General features: G+C 37.5%; 16 protein-coding genes. 14 read left to right on the plus strand and 2 right to left on the minus strand.

Going from position 1 to position 16991, the window contains the following annotated elements; translation table 11 throughout:
- Positions 1-23 precede the first annotated feature (23 nt).
- Positions 24-260, minus strand: a complete 237-nt coding sequence (gene feoA / locus AACL31_RS01640; protein ID WP_310512054.1) for a ferrous iron transporter A — start codon at positions 258-260, stop codon at positions 24-26.
- 317 nt (positions 261-577) lie between these two features.
- Positions 578-2905, minus strand: a complete 2328-nt coding sequence (locus tag AACL31_RS01645) for a Tex family protein (protein WP_339053708.1) — start codon at positions 2903-2905, stop codon at positions 578-580.
- Positions 2906-3090: 185 nt separating this feature from the next.
- Between AACL31_RS01645 and greB the strand changes: the two genes are divergently transcribed.
- The 14 genes from greB (at position 3091) to hemN (ending at position 16963) form a co-directional block, all read left to right on the plus strand.
- Positions 3091-3576 (plus strand): transcription elongation factor GreB, encoded by a 486-nt coding sequence (gene greB, locus AACL31_RS01650; protein ID WP_032115823.1) that lies wholly within the window; start codon positions 3091-3093, stop codon positions 3574-3576.
- 140 nt (positions 3577-3716) lie between these two features.
- A complete protein-coding gene (gene ompR / locus AACL31_RS01655; protein ID WP_310512055.1) occupies positions 3717-4436 on the plus strand; it encodes a two-component system response regulator OmpR in 720 nt (239 codons plus the stop codon).
- Entirely contained in the window at positions 4433-5788 is a 1356-nt protein-coding gene (gene envZ / locus AACL31_RS01660; protein ID WP_310512056.1) for a two-component system sensor histidine kinase EnvZ, read from the plus strand. The genes ompR and envZ overlap by 4 nt, the downstream gene beginning before the upstream one ends.
- Positions 5789-6022: 234 nt before the next feature.
- Positions 6023-7060: a phosphate ABC transporter substrate-binding protein PstS gene (gene pstS, locus AACL31_RS01665; protein ID WP_339053709.1), complete on the plus strand. Its 1038-nt coding sequence runs from the start codon at positions 6023-6025 to the stop codon at positions 7058-7060.
- 96 nt (positions 7061-7156) lie between these two features.
- A complete protein-coding gene (gene pstC, locus AACL31_RS01670) occupies positions 7157-8113 on the plus strand; it encodes a phosphate ABC transporter permease PstC (RefSeq protein ID WP_310512058.1) in 957 nt (318 codons plus the stop codon).
- A 1-nt stretch (position 8114) separates the two neighbouring features.
- Entirely contained in the window at positions 8115-8999 is an 885-nt protein-coding gene (gene pstA, locus AACL31_RS01675) for a phosphate ABC transporter permease PstA (RefSeq protein ID WP_310512059.1), read from the plus strand.
- A 38-nt stretch (positions 9000-9037) separates the two neighbouring features.
- Entirely contained in the window at positions 9038-9814 is a 777-nt protein-coding gene (gene pstB, locus AACL31_RS01680) for a phosphate ABC transporter ATP-binding protein PstB (protein WP_310512060.1), read from the plus strand.
- 14 nt (positions 9815-9828) lie between these two features.
- Positions 9829-10548, plus strand: a complete 720-nt coding sequence (phoU, locus tag AACL31_RS01685) for a phosphate signaling complex protein PhoU (protein WP_310512061.1) — start codon at positions 9829-9831, stop codon at positions 10546-10548.
- 164 nt (positions 10549-10712) lie between these two features.
- Positions 10713-11537 carry an ABC transporter substrate-binding protein gene (locus AACL31_RS01690; protein ID WP_310512062.1) on the plus strand — a complete coding sequence of 275 codons (825 nt, stop codon included), beginning with the start codon at positions 10713-10715 and terminating at the stop codon, positions 11535-11537.
- Between the two features lie 61 nt (positions 11538-11598).
- Complete coding sequence (locus tag AACL31_RS01695; protein ID WP_310512063.1) at positions 11599-12336, plus strand: amino acid ABC transporter permease; 738 nt, start codon at positions 11599-11601, stop codon at positions 12334-12336.
- A gap of 1 nt (position 12337) precedes the next feature.
- Positions 12338-13129 (plus strand): amino acid ABC transporter permease, encoded by a 792-nt coding sequence (locus tag AACL31_RS01700; protein ID WP_310512064.1) that lies wholly within the window; start codon positions 12338-12340, stop codon positions 13127-13129.
- 194 nt (positions 13130-13323) lie between these two features.
- Positions 13324-14652 carry an NCS2 family permease gene (locus tag AACL31_RS01705; protein WP_310512065.1) on the plus strand — a complete coding sequence of 443 codons (1329 nt, stop codon included), beginning with the start codon at positions 13324-13326 and terminating at the stop codon, positions 14650-14652.
- 196 nt (positions 14653-14848) lie between these two features.
- Positions 14849-15319: a Der GTPase-activating protein YihI gene (gene yihI / locus AACL31_RS01710; RefSeq protein ID WP_339053711.1), complete on the plus strand. Its 471-nt coding sequence runs from the start codon at positions 14849-14851 to the stop codon at positions 15317-15319.
- Between the two features lie 270 nt (positions 15320-15589).
- Positions 15590-16963, plus strand: coding sequence for an oxygen-independent coproporphyrinogen III oxidase (gene hemN / locus AACL31_RS01715; protein WP_310512067.1), 1374 nt, complete (start codon positions 15590-15592; stop codon positions 16961-16963).
- Positions 16964-16991: the final 28 nt, after the last annotated feature.

The raw sequence follows: 16991 nt of genomic DNA on the forward strand, positions 1-16991 counted from the left end.
TTTAGTTATCATAAAAAATATTTTTATACCGCTTGGTTGCCGGCATCGTCCAAATTTAATAACGCAAGATCTTTTTTTCTTAAGATCAAATTCATACGGCGAGTTTCGATTTGAATAGGATCACCAAGCGGCGCTATACGAATAACGTTAAAAAAAGATCCAGGTAACATACCTAAAGAAAGTAACTTTTGACGGTAATCTGGATTTATTTCTGCTGAAAATCCGACAATTTTGTATCGATGATTAGGAAGAATTGACATAGACACTTCCACTCTAGAGCCAAAAAAAAAACAAAGATACCGCAAATGGGTACCAGACGAATAGTAAAATTAATGAAAAATATTATCATTCTTACATTAATAATGATAATCATCATTATATGCTACTCGAATTAATTTAGCGCTTTTTTTAAATGACAGCAATTGATATTGATCAATAGTTCTCTAGAGAGTGAAGTATTGGCATCAAAATTAGTGTTAATTCATTAGTTTTTATTAAAAAAACCATTTTCTAAAATTGAATATGCTAATAGTCTGATGTTAGATCAGACTATTAACTATATAATATATATTAACAATTAACGCTTTTTATTGAGTGCCGCCGCCAGTGCATCACCCATTACACTATTAGCGAATAGCGTATTGTTGCGTTGGGATGTTTTAGTTGAACTGGCTGAGGAGGCATTTTTGCCTGTCTGTGGCTTATTACGATGTTGTTGTGGCGTATCTGCTGTTTTCTCATCCAGACGCATGCTTAATGCAATTCGTTTACGGTTTAAATCAATATCGATGACTTTAACGGTGATAATATCCCCTGTTTTGACTAGAGAATGAGGATCTTTAATAAATTTATCGGACAGAGAGGAAATGTGTACCAAACCATCCTGATGAACGCCAATATCGACAAACGCACCAAAATTGGTCACATTGGTCACCGAACCTTCTAATATCATGCCTACTTTAAGATCTTCCATGGTTTCAATGCCATCGATAAAAGTGGCTGTTTTAAATTCTGGCCGCGGATCTCGTCCAGGCTTTTCTAATTGTTTTAGAATATCATTTACCGTCGGAATACCAAATTTGTCTGTAGTAAACAATTCTGGTTTGAGATTATTAAGCACGCTGGTGTTACCCATAATCGTTTTTAAGGGTTGCTTAGTGGTTAATAAAATCTTTTCTACAATCGGATAAGCTTCAGGATGAACTGTTGAGGCATCGAGAGGATTATTCCCTGCCATAATGCGTAAAAAGCCCGCACACTGCTCAAAAGCTTTTGTACCAAGACGTGTAACTTCCAATAGTTGTTTGCGGTCATTAAAGCGCCCGTGTTCGTTACGCCAATTAACGACATTTTGCGCAATCGCTTCACTTAGTCCTGCAATATGTGAAAGAAGAGCAACAGAGGCGGTATTTAGATCAACACCGACTGAGTTTACACAATCTTCAACTACCGCTGTCAATTTTTTAGCTAGTAAAGTTTGGTTAACATCATGTTGGTATTGACCAACACCAATTGATTTGGGATCAATTTTTACTAATTCGGCTAGTGGATCTTGTAAACGGCGGGCAATAGAGACTGCGCCACGTAAAGAGACATCGAGTGCTGGAAATTCTTGAGCCGCTAACTCAGATGCCGAGTAAACTGAAGCACCAGATTCACTAACGATTACTTTCTGGGCGGTAATTTGCGGGTACTGTTTTTTAACTGCGGCAAAAAAGCGTTCAGTTTCACGTGAGGCAGTACCATTACCAATAGCGACCAAGGCAACTTTATATTTCTCACATAAGGATGCTATAGTCGTTGCAGATTTAGTTGCTTGTCCGGTGTGAGGATAAATCGTATCTGTGGTAATGAGTTTGCCTGTCGCATCAACAATAGCAACTTTGACCCCAGTGCGTAAACCAGGATCTAATCCCATGGTGGTATGCATACCAGCAGGCGCCGCCATCAAAAGGTCACGTAGATTACGGGCGAAAACATGAATCGCTTCTTCTTCTGCTTTTTCACGTAAGGTGCCCATCAATTCTGTTTCAAGATGTAACAGAATTTTAACTCGCCATGTCCAACTGATAACGGCTTTTCGCCATTTATCTGCTGGTGCATTATTTAAATGTAAGCCAAAGTGTTGGGTAATAATTTCTTCACAATAACTTTCTTTTGGTGGTGATTCAAATTGTGGATCGGCATTAAGTGATAATTGTAAAATACCCTCGTTACGGCCACGAAACATAGCAAGTGCACGGTGGGATGGGATATGCGAAATAAGCTCATGGTGATCAAAATAGTCGCTAAATTTTGCACCTGTGGTTTCTTTACCTTCAATAACTTTTGCCGTTAAATGGGCATTTTTCCACAAATAATTACGAATTTTGCTAAGTAAATTTGCATCTTCAGCGAAGCGTTCCATTAAAATATAACGAGCACCATCGAGCGCAGCTTTAGTGTCATTAATATTTTTTTGTGGATCAATAAAGGTTTCAGCTATCTGCTCTGGTATATGTTGGGGCTCATTCCATAACCGCTTTGCGAGTGGCTCTAAACCTGCTTCAATCACTACTTGGCCTCGTGTCCTACGTTTTGGTTTATAGGGTAAGTAGAGATCTTCGAGCTCAGTTTTATTAAAAGTGTTATTAATCGCCTGAGCAAGTTCAGCCGTAAGCTTTCCTTGTTCATTAATCGATTTTAGGATAGTTTGGCGGCGCTTGTTTAATTCACGTAAGTAACTTAAACGTGTTTCAAGTTTACGTAGCTGGTTATCATCGAGTCCTCCTGTGACTTCTTTACGATAACGGGCAATAAAAGGAACAGTATTTCCTTCATCGAGTAATGTAATGGCTGAAAGTATTTGCGCTGGCGTTGTATCTAATTCATGTGCAATAATTTTGCTTAAGGATTTATTCATCATTTTAGTTTCTTCAATACTTAAATAGGACGCAATTAACGACTTATGTGCGCATTTATACGTGTTGAAAACAATAATTTCCAGTTAACATTATATTTGGATATTAGAACTTGATGTAGTGAACGAAAACTTTTTTTGAATTATATATAGTAATTAGTTTAAATTAAGGTTAATCATACTGAGTTTTTATTGTGAAAAATAATTATATTACTCGTGAAGGGTGGGACAACCTCAAACAAGAGTTGAAGTTTCTTTGGCGTGAGGAGCGGCCGAAAGTCACTCAAGCTGTATCAGAGGCAGCGGCGCTTGGTGATCGTTCAGAGAATGCGGAGTATATTTATGGTAAAAAGCGATTACGAGAAATTGATCGACGTATTCGATTTTTATCTAAACGTCTTGAAGTATTGAAAATAGTTGATCCCGATCCTCGGCAGGAAGGTAGAGTTTATTTTGGGGCTTGGGTAAAACTACAAGATGAAAATGGTGGTATTAAAGTTTTTCGTTTAGTTGGACCAGATGAATTTAATCCGGCTAAAAAATGGATTTCTATTAATTCACCAGTGGCAAGGGAATTATTAGGTAAACAAATTGATGATGAAGTTACGGTGAATACGCCAAATGGTATTATTACTTATTGGATATTGGAAATTAATTATCAAGGAATTGAGTTGTAAATGATATAAAATTAAAAAAATCAATAAAATGTAAATATTAATCTAAAAAAGCCTAATAGGAATTAGTTATATTATTATTGTCTTATTTGTTATTAAGACACTATATATAGGGATCTTAAAAATATTTGTGGAGTCAAAAAATGCAAGAAAATTATAAAATTCTTGTTGTGGATGATGATATGCGTTTGCGCTCTTTACTGGAGCGTTATTTAACTGAACAGGGTTTTCAAGTTCGTAGTACCGCCAATGCGGAGCAAATGGATCGTATTTTGACGCGTGAATCTATTCATTTGATTGTACTGGATTTGATGTTACCTGGTGAAGATGGCTTATCTATTTGCCGTCGTTTAAGGAGTCAAAATAATCCTATCCCAATTATTATGGTAACAGCAAAAGGTGAAGAAGTAGATCGGATTGTTGGATTAGAAATTGGGGCGGATGATTATATACCTAAACCATTTAATCCTAGAGAGTTATTGGCTCGTATTCGCGCCGTATTACGACGTCAGGTAAATGAGCTGCCGGGTGCGCCGGCACAGGACGAGGCGGTGATTCGGTTTGGTAAATTCAAATTAAACCTAGGAACAAGGGAAATGTTTCAAGATGATGAGTCTATGCCATTAACCAGCGGTGAGTTTGCGGTTTTAAAAGTGCTGGTCTCATATCCACGTGAGCCTCTATCTCGTGATAAATTGATGAGTCTTGCTCGAGGGCGTGAATATAGTGTGATGGAGCGTTCGATAGACGTGCAGATTTCACGTCTTCGTCGAATGATTGAGGATGATCCTACTCATCCACGTTATATTCAAACGGTTTGGGGGTTGGGTTATGTATTTGTACCAGATGGTAGTAAAGCATGAAACGATTGCGTTTTTCCAGACGTAACACGTTTTCTCGTTCATTATTTGTTATTGTTACTTTACTGTTTGCTAGTTTAGTCACCAGCTATTTAGTTGTGCTTAATTTTGTTGTAATGCCGAGTCTTCAGCAGCTTAATAAAGCCTTAGCCTATGAAGTGCATACGTTATTAACAGAGAAAATTGAATTGCAAGATGGAAATGCAATTTTAATGCCGCCATCATTTAAGAAGAAAATCTATAAAGAACTGGGTATTAATTTTTATACCGAGTCGCGTGCTATGGCAAAAGGCTTACGTTGGGCAAGACATTATGAGGAATTAAGCCAGCAGATGGCGGAATATATGGGTGGCAAGGCGGATGTTCGTCTTGAAATTGCCAAAGAGCATCCTTTTTTATGGTTAAACTCTTATCTTGCCCCAAATGTTTGGATACGACTGCCTTTAACTGAAATAGGACAGAATCAGTTCGCCGTTGTATTTCGTTATACATTGGCTATTTTTTTAACCATTTTTGCTGTTACATGGCTTTATATTCGTTATCAGAGTAGACCATTATTTGTATTAGAAAGCTATGCCAAGCAAATGGGAAAAGGTGTCATGGTTCCAGCAATCAAGGAAGAAGGTTCATTAGAAATACGTTATGTCATCCGCGCTTTTAATCGTATGTCGTCAGGAATAAAAATGCTGGAAAATGATAGAACGATATTAATGGCAGGCGTGAGTCATGATTTGAGAACTCCGTTAACCCGGATCCGTTTAGCAACAGAAATGATGAATGAAAAGGATCAATATCTAGCAGAATCAATTAACAAAGATATTGAAGAGTGTAATGCCATCATTGGGCAGTTCATGGACTATATATGTACAGGCAGGGAAATGAACATGGAGTTTTGTGACTTGAACAAAGTCCTACTTGAAGCTGTTAATGCTGAGAGTAGTTTCCTGTCTAATATTGAGACGCAGATTAGTTCATCACCTATCATTATTAATGCTAATGTAATTGCCATAAAACGAGCAGTAACCAATATGCTGGTTAACGCCCTCCGCTATGGAAATGGTTGGGTAAAAGTCAGTAGTGGTGTGATAAAAGATCATGCCTGGTTTCAGGTTGAGGATGATGGAGCAGGAATTAAAAAAGAAAGTATTCAACATCTTTTTCAACCTTTTGTGCAAGGTGAAAGGGCAAGAAGTAATGGTGGTACAGGACTAGGATTAGCAATTATTCGCCGAATTATTGATGCTCATGATGGTGAAATTATTATAGATAAAAGTAAACGGGGAGGGTTATCTATACGGGCAACTTTACCATTATGGAAAAATAAAAATCTATATTTTTATTTAGCCGTAATTTAACGGAAATTTTATTATATTTTATGAAATCATATAATTCTTTGATTTTGAAAATTTATTATATCGATATATAAGGCTCTATTTTTAAATAAATTGATTATTTATTTAACAGTCATAAAACTGTCATAAATAATACATCTTTCTGTCATCTAACTAACCTATTTTTTCCTCGTATTTTTTAACTCGCTACAATTAACAGAGTAATTTGTTTCTCTTTCATCTCAAATAGGAGAGATTATGAAATTGATGCGTTCTATCATCGTTAATATCATAGCCATGTTTTCTTTGACCGCCATGTCAGCTTTTGCGGCAACAAGCCTTACTGGCGCTGGTGCCACATTTCCCGCGCCAGTTTATGCAAAATGGGCAGATAGTTACCAAAAACAGACCGGCGATCAGATTAACTACCAGGGGATTGGTTCATCCGGTGGGGTAAAACAGATTATAGCTAAAACGGTCGATTTCGGTGCTTCAGATGCGCCTTTAAGTGATGAAAAACTCAATCGAGAAGGACTCATTCAATTTCCAACTGTGATTGGTGGTGTTGTTCCAACAATCAATATTTCAGGTATTCAATCTGGGCAATTGATATTAGATGGCAAAACATTGGCTAACATTTATTTAGGTAACATTAAAAAATGGAATGACCCAAAAATTGTTGAATTAAATCCAGGTTTAGCATTGCCAGCACAAAATATTACCGTTGTTCGCCGTGCTGATGGTTCAGGAACGACTTTTGTTTTTACCAGTTATCTGGCTAAGGTGAATGCTGATTGGAAAAGTAAGATTGGCACGGGTTCTACGGTTAGATGGCCAACTGGCATTGCTGGAAAAGGTAATGAAGGCGTTGCTGCATTTGTTCAGCGTCTGCCTGGTGCTATTGGCTATGTAGAATATGCTTACGCTAAACAGAACAAATTAGCTTATACCAAATTAATTTCTGCCGATGGAGAAGCGGTGTCGCCAACAGCCAGTAGTTTTAGTGCCGCTGCTAAAAAAGCTGATTGGACTAAAACCTTTGCACAAGATCTGACTAATCAGGTAGGCCAAAATGTCTGGCCAATTACTTCTGCTACTTTTATTTTATTACATAAAGAACAAAAAAATATTGAGAAGGCGAAAGCAATATTAACCTTCTTTGACTGGGCATACGATAAAGGCGCTGAACAGGCTAAGGCTTTGGATTATGCTACCTTGCCGAACGAAGTTGTGGCCCATATTAGGGCGGCATGGAAAAGTAATATAAAAGACGCTAATGGTAATTCTGTATATTGAATTGAGCGTGGCATCAGCTGATAGCAAAAATCGCGCTCTATTATAAATGAACGATTATCCCCTTGTTATATAAGGGGATTAAAATGAGAAAAAACAATGGCTGAGAAGTTAACGACATATAAAGCACCGGGAAAAAAAGGTGATATTATTTTTGGTGCTCTCGTTAAACTAGCTGCACTAATTACACTGTTAATGTTAAGTGGAATTATTATTTCTTTGATTATTGCATCGTGGCCAAGTATTGAAAAATTTGGCTTTTCTTTTCTTTGGTCAAAGGATTGGGATGTTCCTGCCCAGGAATTTGGTGCGCTAGTGACCATTTATGGCACGGTAGTAACGTCGTTAATTGCATTGATCATTGCAGTGCCTGTCAGTTTTGGCATTGCTTTATTCTTAACAGAATTATCACCAAATTGGTTAAAGCGACCGTTAGGTATTGCGATTGAATTATTGGCGGCCATACCGAGTATTGTTTATGGCATGTGGGGATTGTTTGTTTTTGCGCCACTATTTGCCACTTATTTTCAAGAGCCGATTGGTAACGTTTTGGCAGGTATACCAATTATTGGTGAATTATTTTCAGGCCCGGCTTTAGGTATCGGCATCTTAGCTGCTGGCGTGATCCTGGCAATTATGATTATTCCTTATATTGCTTCAGTGATGCGGGATGTTTTTGAGCAGACCCCAGTTATGATGAAAGAATCTGCTTATGGTATTGGCTGCACGACTTGGGAAGTTATCTGGCATATCGTATTGCCCTATACGCGTAATGGTGTGATCGGCGGTGTGATGTTAGGGTTAGGGCGAGCTTTAGGGGAAACAATGGCAGTCACTTTCATTATTGGTAATACTTATCAGCTAGATAGCTTTTCACTTTTCATGCCAGGAAATAGTATTACCTCTGCGTTGGCAAATGAGTTTGCTGAAGCGGAAAGTGGATTACATACCGCTGCATTAATGGAGTTAGGCTTAATTTTATTTGTTATTATTTTTATCGTGCTTGCGTTTTCTAAATTGATGATTATGCGTTTAGCCAAAAATGAAGGGCGCTAACATGGTGACGGCAGATACAACAAAAACTATTAATATTAAACAACGTCAACGTCGTCAGGCATGGCGGAGACAAAAAAATCGGATTGCACTGTTGCTCTCGATGATCACCATGGCATTTGGTCTGTTTTGGTTAATTTGGATCTTATTTACAACGTTAACCAAAGGGGTTGAAGGCATGTCCTGGAGTTTATTTACTGAAATGACGCCACCACCAAATTCTACCGGTGGTGGATTAGCCAATGCGATTGTAGGTAGTGGTTTGCTGGTTTTGTGGGCTACGGTGTTAGGCACACCCCTTGGCATTATGGCGGGTATTTATTTGGCCGAATATGGACGTCGTTCTTGGCTGGCAGAAATAATTCGTTTTATTAATGATATTTTGCTGTCTGCGCCATCAATTGTGGTTGGATTATTCGTTTATATGATTATCGTTGCCAGAATGCAGCATTTTTCTGGTTGGGCAGGTGTTATTGCTCTGGCCTTGTTACAGATCCCGATTGTTATTCGAACAACGGAAAATATGCTAAAACTGGTGCTAGATAATTTACGTGAGGCAGCTTATGCTTTAGGTGCACCAAAATGGAAAATGATTTTATCAATTACCTTAAAAGCGTCTGTTTCAGGGATTATTACCGGAGTATTACTCGCCATTGCGAGAATTGCTGGTGAGACTGCGCCTTTGTTGTTTACTTCACTTTCCAATCAGTTCTGGAGTACAGATCTCAGTGAACCGATTGCTAATCTTCCAGTAACCATATTTAAATTTGCGATGAGTCCATTCTCAGAATGGCAGCAATTAGCTTGGGCAGGTGTTTTATTGATTACTTTATGTGTTTTGTTAATCAATATCTTAGCGCGTGTATTATTTGCCAAGAAAAAATATTAGTTCTTTAGTAACAGATGACAAACTTAAGAGACAAATTGATGATTAAAGTTAATGACATGGCAGAAGGTAAAATTCAAGTTCGTGACTTGAATTTCTACTATGGCAAATTCCATGCGCTAAAAAACATTTCATTAAATATTGCAGAGAATAAGGTAACGGCTTTTATTGGTCCTTCAGGCTGTGGTAAATCTACCCTGTTACGTACATTTAATAAGATGTTTGAGCTTTATACTGAGCAGTATGCTGAAGGTAAAATTTTGTTGGATGGCACTAATATTTTGACCGATGAACAAGATATTGCGTTATTGCGCGCCAGAGTAGGTATGGTTTTTCAAAAACCAACACCATTTCCGATGTCAATCTATGACAATATTGCTTTTGGGGTGCGTTTATTTGAAAAACTTTCTCGCGCTGAAATGGATGAACGTGTTCAATGGGCGTTAACTAAAGCTGCCCTTTGGGATGAAACGAAAGATAAACTTTTGCATAGTGGCTATAGTTTATCAGGCGGTCAGCAGCAACGGTTGTGCATTGCTCGTGGTATCGCGATCCGGCCAGAAATATTACTATTAGATGAGCCTTGTTCAGCACTTGACCCTATCTCAACAGGACGTATTGAAGAGTTGATAAGTGAACTGAAATTGGAATATACCGTGGTAATGGTCACACATAATATGCAGCAAGCCGCACGTTGCTCCGACTACACAGCATTTATGTATTTAGGTGAGCTGATTGAATTTAATGATACAGATACTTTGTTTACCACACCTACAGTAAAACAGACTGAGGATTATATTACTGGCCGCTACGGTTAATATAGGGTATTACCATGGATAATCTAAATTACAACAAACATATTTCTGGCCAGTTTAATGCTGAGTTGGAGCATATTCGCACTGAATTAATGAAAATGGGTGGGTTGGTAGAAGAACAACTTAAAAATGCCATTGAAGCTTTACATAACCGAGATCAGAATTTGGCAAAAAAAGTGATAGAGGATGATCAAAAAGTCAATATGATGGAAGTGGCGATTGATGAGGCTTGTGCGCGCATTATTGCTAAGCGGCAACCGACTGCAAGTGATTTACGTTTAATTATGGCGATTTCAAAAACCATTGCTGAGCTTGAACGTATTGGTGATGTGGCTGATAAGATTTGTGAGGTTGCGTTGGAAAAGTTTTCTGAGCAACATCAATCGTTACTTGTTAGTCTGGAAGCTTTAGGCGGGCATACTATTCAAATGTTACATAATGTGTTGGATGCATTTGCCCGTATGGATCTGGATGCGGCAATTGGCGTTTATCTGGAAGATAAAAAGGTTGATGAAGAGTATGAAGGTATTGTTCGCCAACTGATGACTTATATGATGGAAGATCCTCGCACTATTCCTAGTGTATTAACAGCGTTGTTTTGTGCGCGCTCTATTGAGCGAATAGGTGATCGTTGCCAAAACATTTGTGAATTTATTTTCTATTATTTAAAAGGGCAAGATTTCCGTCATTTAGGTGGGGATTTTGTAGAAAAAATGCTAACTAAGGGTGGTCATTAACACGCTTTTCAGCGATCATCGAATGTTTATTTTTTAGCTCATGGTTATTCCTTTTTGGAATAACCATAGATTTTTATATTATTTCATGTTCTAACTGTGAATTGATAATTTGACTCGAATAAACATAAATATACAAAAAATTGACAGTAAAAGGTAATAGTGAAATGAAATTCAATCTTATTGCAACTGTATTATCTGTCACATTAGCCTTGGTTACTGGGTTGGCAAAAGCAGATAAATTGGAAAGTATCAAAAAAGCCGGTGTGATCCGTATTGCTGTTTTTGATAGTAATCCTCCTTTTGGTTTTATTGATGCTAAAACTAAAAAATTGGTGGGTTATGATATTGATATTGCAGAAGCGATTGCTAAAGATTTTGGTGTTAAATTAGTATTGCGTCCAACTAATCCAGCGAATCGAATACCGCTATTGACAGCGGGTAAAGTGGATCTGATTGGGGCTAATTTTACCATCACCAACGAACGTGCTAAACAAGTTGAGTTTTCAATTCCTGATTTTGCTACTGGGCAGAAATTTATCGCACGTATTGGGGTATTAAAAACGGCTGATGATATTATTTCTTTGCGTATCGGTGCAGATAAAGGAACCGTGCAGGAAATTACTCTACGTGAACGCTATCCTAATACTAAAGTAATATCTTACGATGACACCCCGCTTGCTTTTGCTGCATTACAAAATGGCAATGTACAAGCTATTACGCAAGATGATGCCAAACTGATTGGTTTATTGGGGAACTTACCGGTAAAAATTAAAGCAGATTATGAGATCTCACCTTTTAGTCTTACACGTGAATATCAGGCATTAGCAGCAGCTAAAGGTGAAACGAATTTGATTAAAGCAGTAAATAATACTTTATTGAAATTAGAAAAAAATGGTCAGGCAGAAATAATTTATAATCGTTGGTTTGGTCCAGAAACTAAAGTAGCACTACCTCGTGGTGATTTTAAATTTGCACCATTAGAAAAGTAAAAAAATATTATTTTTAATAAAAATACCTAAATGAGTGCTTCATCATAAATAGGTTGCATAAATGTTTGAACATTTTTTCTCTAGCCAGCTATTAGCCCCTGAATATCTTGATTGGATTTGGCAGGGCTTACTCATTACTATTTGGATCTCATTTTGTGCCATAGTCGCCTCAACCTTGCTAGGGTTTGTTGTCGTTGCTGCTAGAGATAGCCATACCGTATTTTTGCGTTGGTTAGCAATTAGTTATATTTCACTATTTCGTAATACGCCATTATTAATACAGCTTTTTTTTTGGTACTTTGCTGCTGGAACGATATTACCAGAATCAGTTATGCAATGGCTAAATACACCCCATCAGCTGGCTATTCTCGATATTAAGCTCGCATGGCCATCATTTGAATTTTTGGTAGGTGTGATTGGCTTAACTCTCTACTCTACGCCTTTTATTGCTGAAGAATTAAGAGCCGGTATTTATGGTGTAAAGCAAGGACAAAAATTTGCTGCATTAGCATTAGGTTTATCTGGCTGGCAAGCCATGCGTTATGTGGTTTTACCCCAAGCGCTAAAAATCGCAATGCCGCCTTTATTGGGGCAGTATATGAATATTGTAAAAAATTCTTCCCTAACTATGGCAATTGGTGTTGCTGAGCTTTCTTATGTTGCTCGTCAGATTGAAAGTCAAAGTTTACAAACCTTTACGGCGTTTGGTGTGGCGACAATTCTTTATATTGCCATTATTGCCTTGATGGAAGCTTGGGGACAATGGCGTCAGCAGCGTCTATTAATAAAGGGATATTAACATGGATTTTACAGTGATTGCTGAAAATTGGCGCTATCTGTTATTTGGTACATTTCCTGATGGCCCTTTAGAAGGTGCAGCACTGACTCTGTTAATAAGTTTATTAGCAGGAAGTATCTCTATTTTTCTCGGTATTGCTGGTGGAATTGCATTGGCGATGTTAAATGGTTGGTGGGCAAATTTACTGGCAGCTGTGTTAGGTTTTTTTCGGGCTATACCTGTCATCATGTTAATTTTCTGGAGTTACTTTTTATTACCTGTTTTACTAGGTACGGATATTCCTGAATTGACGACCGTAATTTGTGCTTTAGCTTTGATCACATCAGCTTATTTAGCGCACGGAGTAAAAGCAGGTATTTTGGCTATAGGTCAAGGGCAATGGCAAGCGGGGATGTCGCTAGGTTTTACCCGTTGGGCGGTATTGTGGAATATTATATTGCCGCAAGCGTTACGGATGATGATCCCATCTTTTATTAATCAGTGGATTGCATTAATTAAAGATACTTCATTGGCTTATATTGTGGGAGTGGCAGAATTATCATTTTTAGCCACTCAAATAAATAATCGAGAAATGATTTATCCAATGGAAATTTTTCTATTTGTTGCTTTAATCTATTTCATTATGTGTTTTTCACTTGAGCTGATAGCAAATCAAATCTTACGTCGTTTAGAAAAAAATCGCGGTCGTCACAGGCTCTATTATCAGGCAAGCAACCAAATCAGTTGGTTTGTTTCTAGTGTCCGTTATTCTTTCTTTTGCCTTTTAGAGGTAAGTGAAAGATTGGTAACATGAGTGGTTGATCCGTTGGTATTTATATCACTCTCTTTTTGATTCCACGAAGCCTTATTTCAACGTAATGACTGTGTTGAATATTCATTCGCATCATTATGTCAGATATTGTTTTCCTTTTTCTGTTTTATAATTAACTATTTGAATTAATTTTATTGTAGGATAGAGCAAAAAAACTTTTTTATTAGGCTAAATATATGAACAAAACAGATCCGATCAGACGACAGAGCCTGCTTCAGCGCATGTTTAAATTACATGAACATGGCACGACAGTTCGAACAGAAATCATTGCCGGATTGACGACGTTTTTGACAATGGTTTATATCGTTTTTGTTAACCCACAAATTCTATCAATGGCGGGAATGGATATTAAAGCTGTTTTTGTCACTACCTGCTTGGTTGCAGCGTTAGGTAGTATTATGATGGGGCTCGTCGCCAATTTACCGGTTGCTGTTGCTCCTGCGATGGGATTAAATGCCTTTTTTGCTTTTGTCGTTGTTGGTGCTATGGGCTATTCCTGGCAAGTGGCGATGGGAGCAATTTTCTGGGGAGCAGTTGGTTTATTTCTTTTAACGCTTTTTCATATTCGCTACTGGATCATTGCGCATATCCCTTTAAGCTTACGGGTTGGTATTACCAGTGGTATTGGTTTATTTATTGCCATGATGGGATTGAAAAATGCTGGCATTATTGTTGCTAATCCAGATACCTTGGTGGCGATTGGTAATTTTTCCCAATCGAATGTGTTATTGGGAATCTTGGGATTTTTTATCATTGTCGTGTTAGCGGCGCGCAATATTCATGCTGCGGTGCTTGTTTCTATTGTGATCACCACGCTGATTGGGATGATTATCGGTGATGTCCAATATAATGGTGTTTTTGCGCTACCACCTAGCATCATGACGGTTGTTGGACATGTTGATATGATTGGCTCACTAGATATTGCTTTGTCTGGCATTATTTTCTCTTTTATGCTGATTAACCTGTTTGATTCTTCAGGAACCTTAATTGGTGTTACCGATAAAGCGGGTTTGGCTGATAAGACAGGTAAATTTCCGCAGATGAAACAGGCGCTTTATGTTGATAGTTTAAGTTCGGTCGCAGGCAGCGCAATGGGAACATCTTCAGTAACTGCCTATATTGAAAGTAGTTCTGGGGTTGCGATAGGTGGACGTACTGGATTAACCGCAATTGTGGTTGGCGCGCTATTTTTATTAACAATTTTTATTTCACCGCTAGCTAGTATGGTACCCGCCTATGCAACAGCTGGCGCACTGATCTATGTTGGTGTCTTAATGACATCGAGTCTAACACGTGTTGCGTGGCATGATTTAACCGAGTCAGTACCCGCTTTTATCACAGTGGTTATGATGCCTTTTAGTTTTTCCATCACTGAAGGTATCGCGTTAGGTTTTATTGCTTACTGTGTCATGAAAATAGGAACAGGACGGTGGTGTGAAATTGGTTTGGCAGTCGTTATTGTTTCGCTGTTATTTATTGCAAAAATTATTTTGGTTGATGTGTAATAGCATTAATAAATAACTGAATAATTTATTTACATTACTTCGATAATTATTATATCGAAGTTTTCATTTATTCTAATTTTACCGTATCTAGTATAAGTCATCCACATATCATATTATTGTGTTAAATATAGAATTGAAAATCAGCAATGAGAGAAAACCCGTTATGTCGGAGCATAAGAAAAAAGCAGCTAATAAGATGAAAAAAAATCGTGAATCGCTAAATTTAGCCAGTCGTGAACGAAAAAAACAGAAAAAAAAGCGTGGCCATATAGCAGGTAGCCGTTATCAAGAAAGATCTAATGCACAAAATAACAATTATCCATCAATTGAAAAAGATCCGCGCATTGGTAGTAAGAAACCGATCCCTCTACTCATTGATGCTAAAGAAGAAAAAGCCTTAAATACCAACAAGCAAAAAATAAACAAGGTAGAAAAATCAATATTATCACCCGCAGAAGAGTTGGTATTATTGGAAAATGATGAACGTCTGGCCGCGTTATTAACTGATCTTGAAGAAGGTAAAAAATTGGCCAAAGATGAAATGACTTATGTTGATAGTAAATTGGATCGCATTGATACTTTGCTGAAAATAGTTGGTATTGAGCTTGATGACGAAGAAGATGATGATAAACCAGATGATATTATGCGGCTTTTAAAAGGGAAGTAAGCATTGTTTGTTTCATAACTATTTAATAGTAAAAATGGGTGTTACTGCCTAATAAAATAGTAATATTTATTACTGATTAATCATAAATAATTTATCAATAATTATCTTTGATTATCAATATTACTGATCTTAAATAGTTTGGTTAATTGGATTATTATTCCATTTACATCATCTTATGATAATCTCTCATCAGTTAAGATAGTGGCAGCAAATAAAGTAATGTGAGTCTGGCTATAAGATAGCAGATAGTTATTATTGAAGGATAAAAATATGTCAGAGCAGGGTATTATTTGGGATCTTTCCCTCATTCAAAAATATAACTATGCTGGGCCCAGATATACATCTTATCCTACTGCGTTAGAATTTAATCAACACTACAGTGATAGTGATTTTGCTATTGCTGCCAGTCGCTATACTGACAGACCGCTGTCTCTTTATGTACACATTCCGTTTTGTCATAAGCTGTGTTATTTCTGTGGCTGTAATAAGTTGGTGACTCGTCATAAACATAAAGTAGATAACTATCTGCTGGTTTTAGCAAAAGAGATCATAGAACAAGCGAAATTATTTACTAATCGTACTGTTACCCAAATGCACTGGGGTGGTGGGACACCAACCTATTTGAGTAAATCCCAGATCAGCCAACTATTGGCAATGTTGAAATCACATTTTCATTTTGCCACCGATGCCGAAATATCAATTGAAATTGATCCGCGAGAAATAGAATTGGATGTTATTGATCACTTGCGCTACGAGGGTTTTAACCGCTTGAGTATGGGCGTACAGGATTTTAATAAACAGGTACAGCATTTAGTTAACCGCCAGCAGGATGAAGATTTTATTTTCGCTTTGATTCAACGAGCCAGAGACACGGGGTTTATTTCTACCAGTATCGATTTGATTTATGGTTTACCGAAACAGACAGCGGAAACGTTTGCTTTTACTTTAGAGCGAGTATTAGCCCTTTCGCCTGATCGTTTAAGTGTGTTTAATTATGCCCATTTACCGGCTCTCTTTGCTGCACAACGCAAAATAAAACCGCAAGATTTACCGACAGCGGAACAAAAACTGGCTATTTTGCAGCAAACGATTTTCACCTTAACACAAAATGGTTATCAATTTATTGGTATGGATCATTTTGCTAAACCTAACGACGAACTGGCTATTGCACAACGTAATGGGGTTTTACATCGTAATTTTCAGGGCTATACCACTCAGCAAAACTGTGATCTACTCGGACTTGGCGTGTCAGCAATTAGCATGTTAGGCGATCATTACGCACAAAATCAAAAAGATTTAAGCGCCTACTATCAGGCCATTGAAAATCATCAACATGCATTGTGGAAAGGTTTATCTTTGACACAGGATGACTGTATTCGACGTGATGTCATCAAAACTTTGATCTGCAATTTTCATTTAGATTATGGTCAAATTGAAGATTGCTATCAGATTGATTTTAAAAATTATTTTTCTGCAGATTTACAGTTATTACAACCGATGATAGCAGATGGTTTGGTGATTGTTGGTCAAAGACAGTTACAAATTACCCCTAAAGGCCGATTATTAATTCGTAATATATGTATGTGTTTTGATATTTATTTGCGCAACCAAATGCGTCAACGTCAATTTTCACGTGTGATTTAGTTGGTTACAGAGGATAGTCTAGCTGTAC

This window comes from Arsenophonus endosymbiont of Crataerina pallida (genome assembly GCF_964020125.1).
Taxonomy (GTDB): Bacteria; Pseudomonadota; Gammaproteobacteria; order Enterobacterales; family Enterobacteriaceae; genus Arsenophonus; species Arsenophonus nilaparvatae.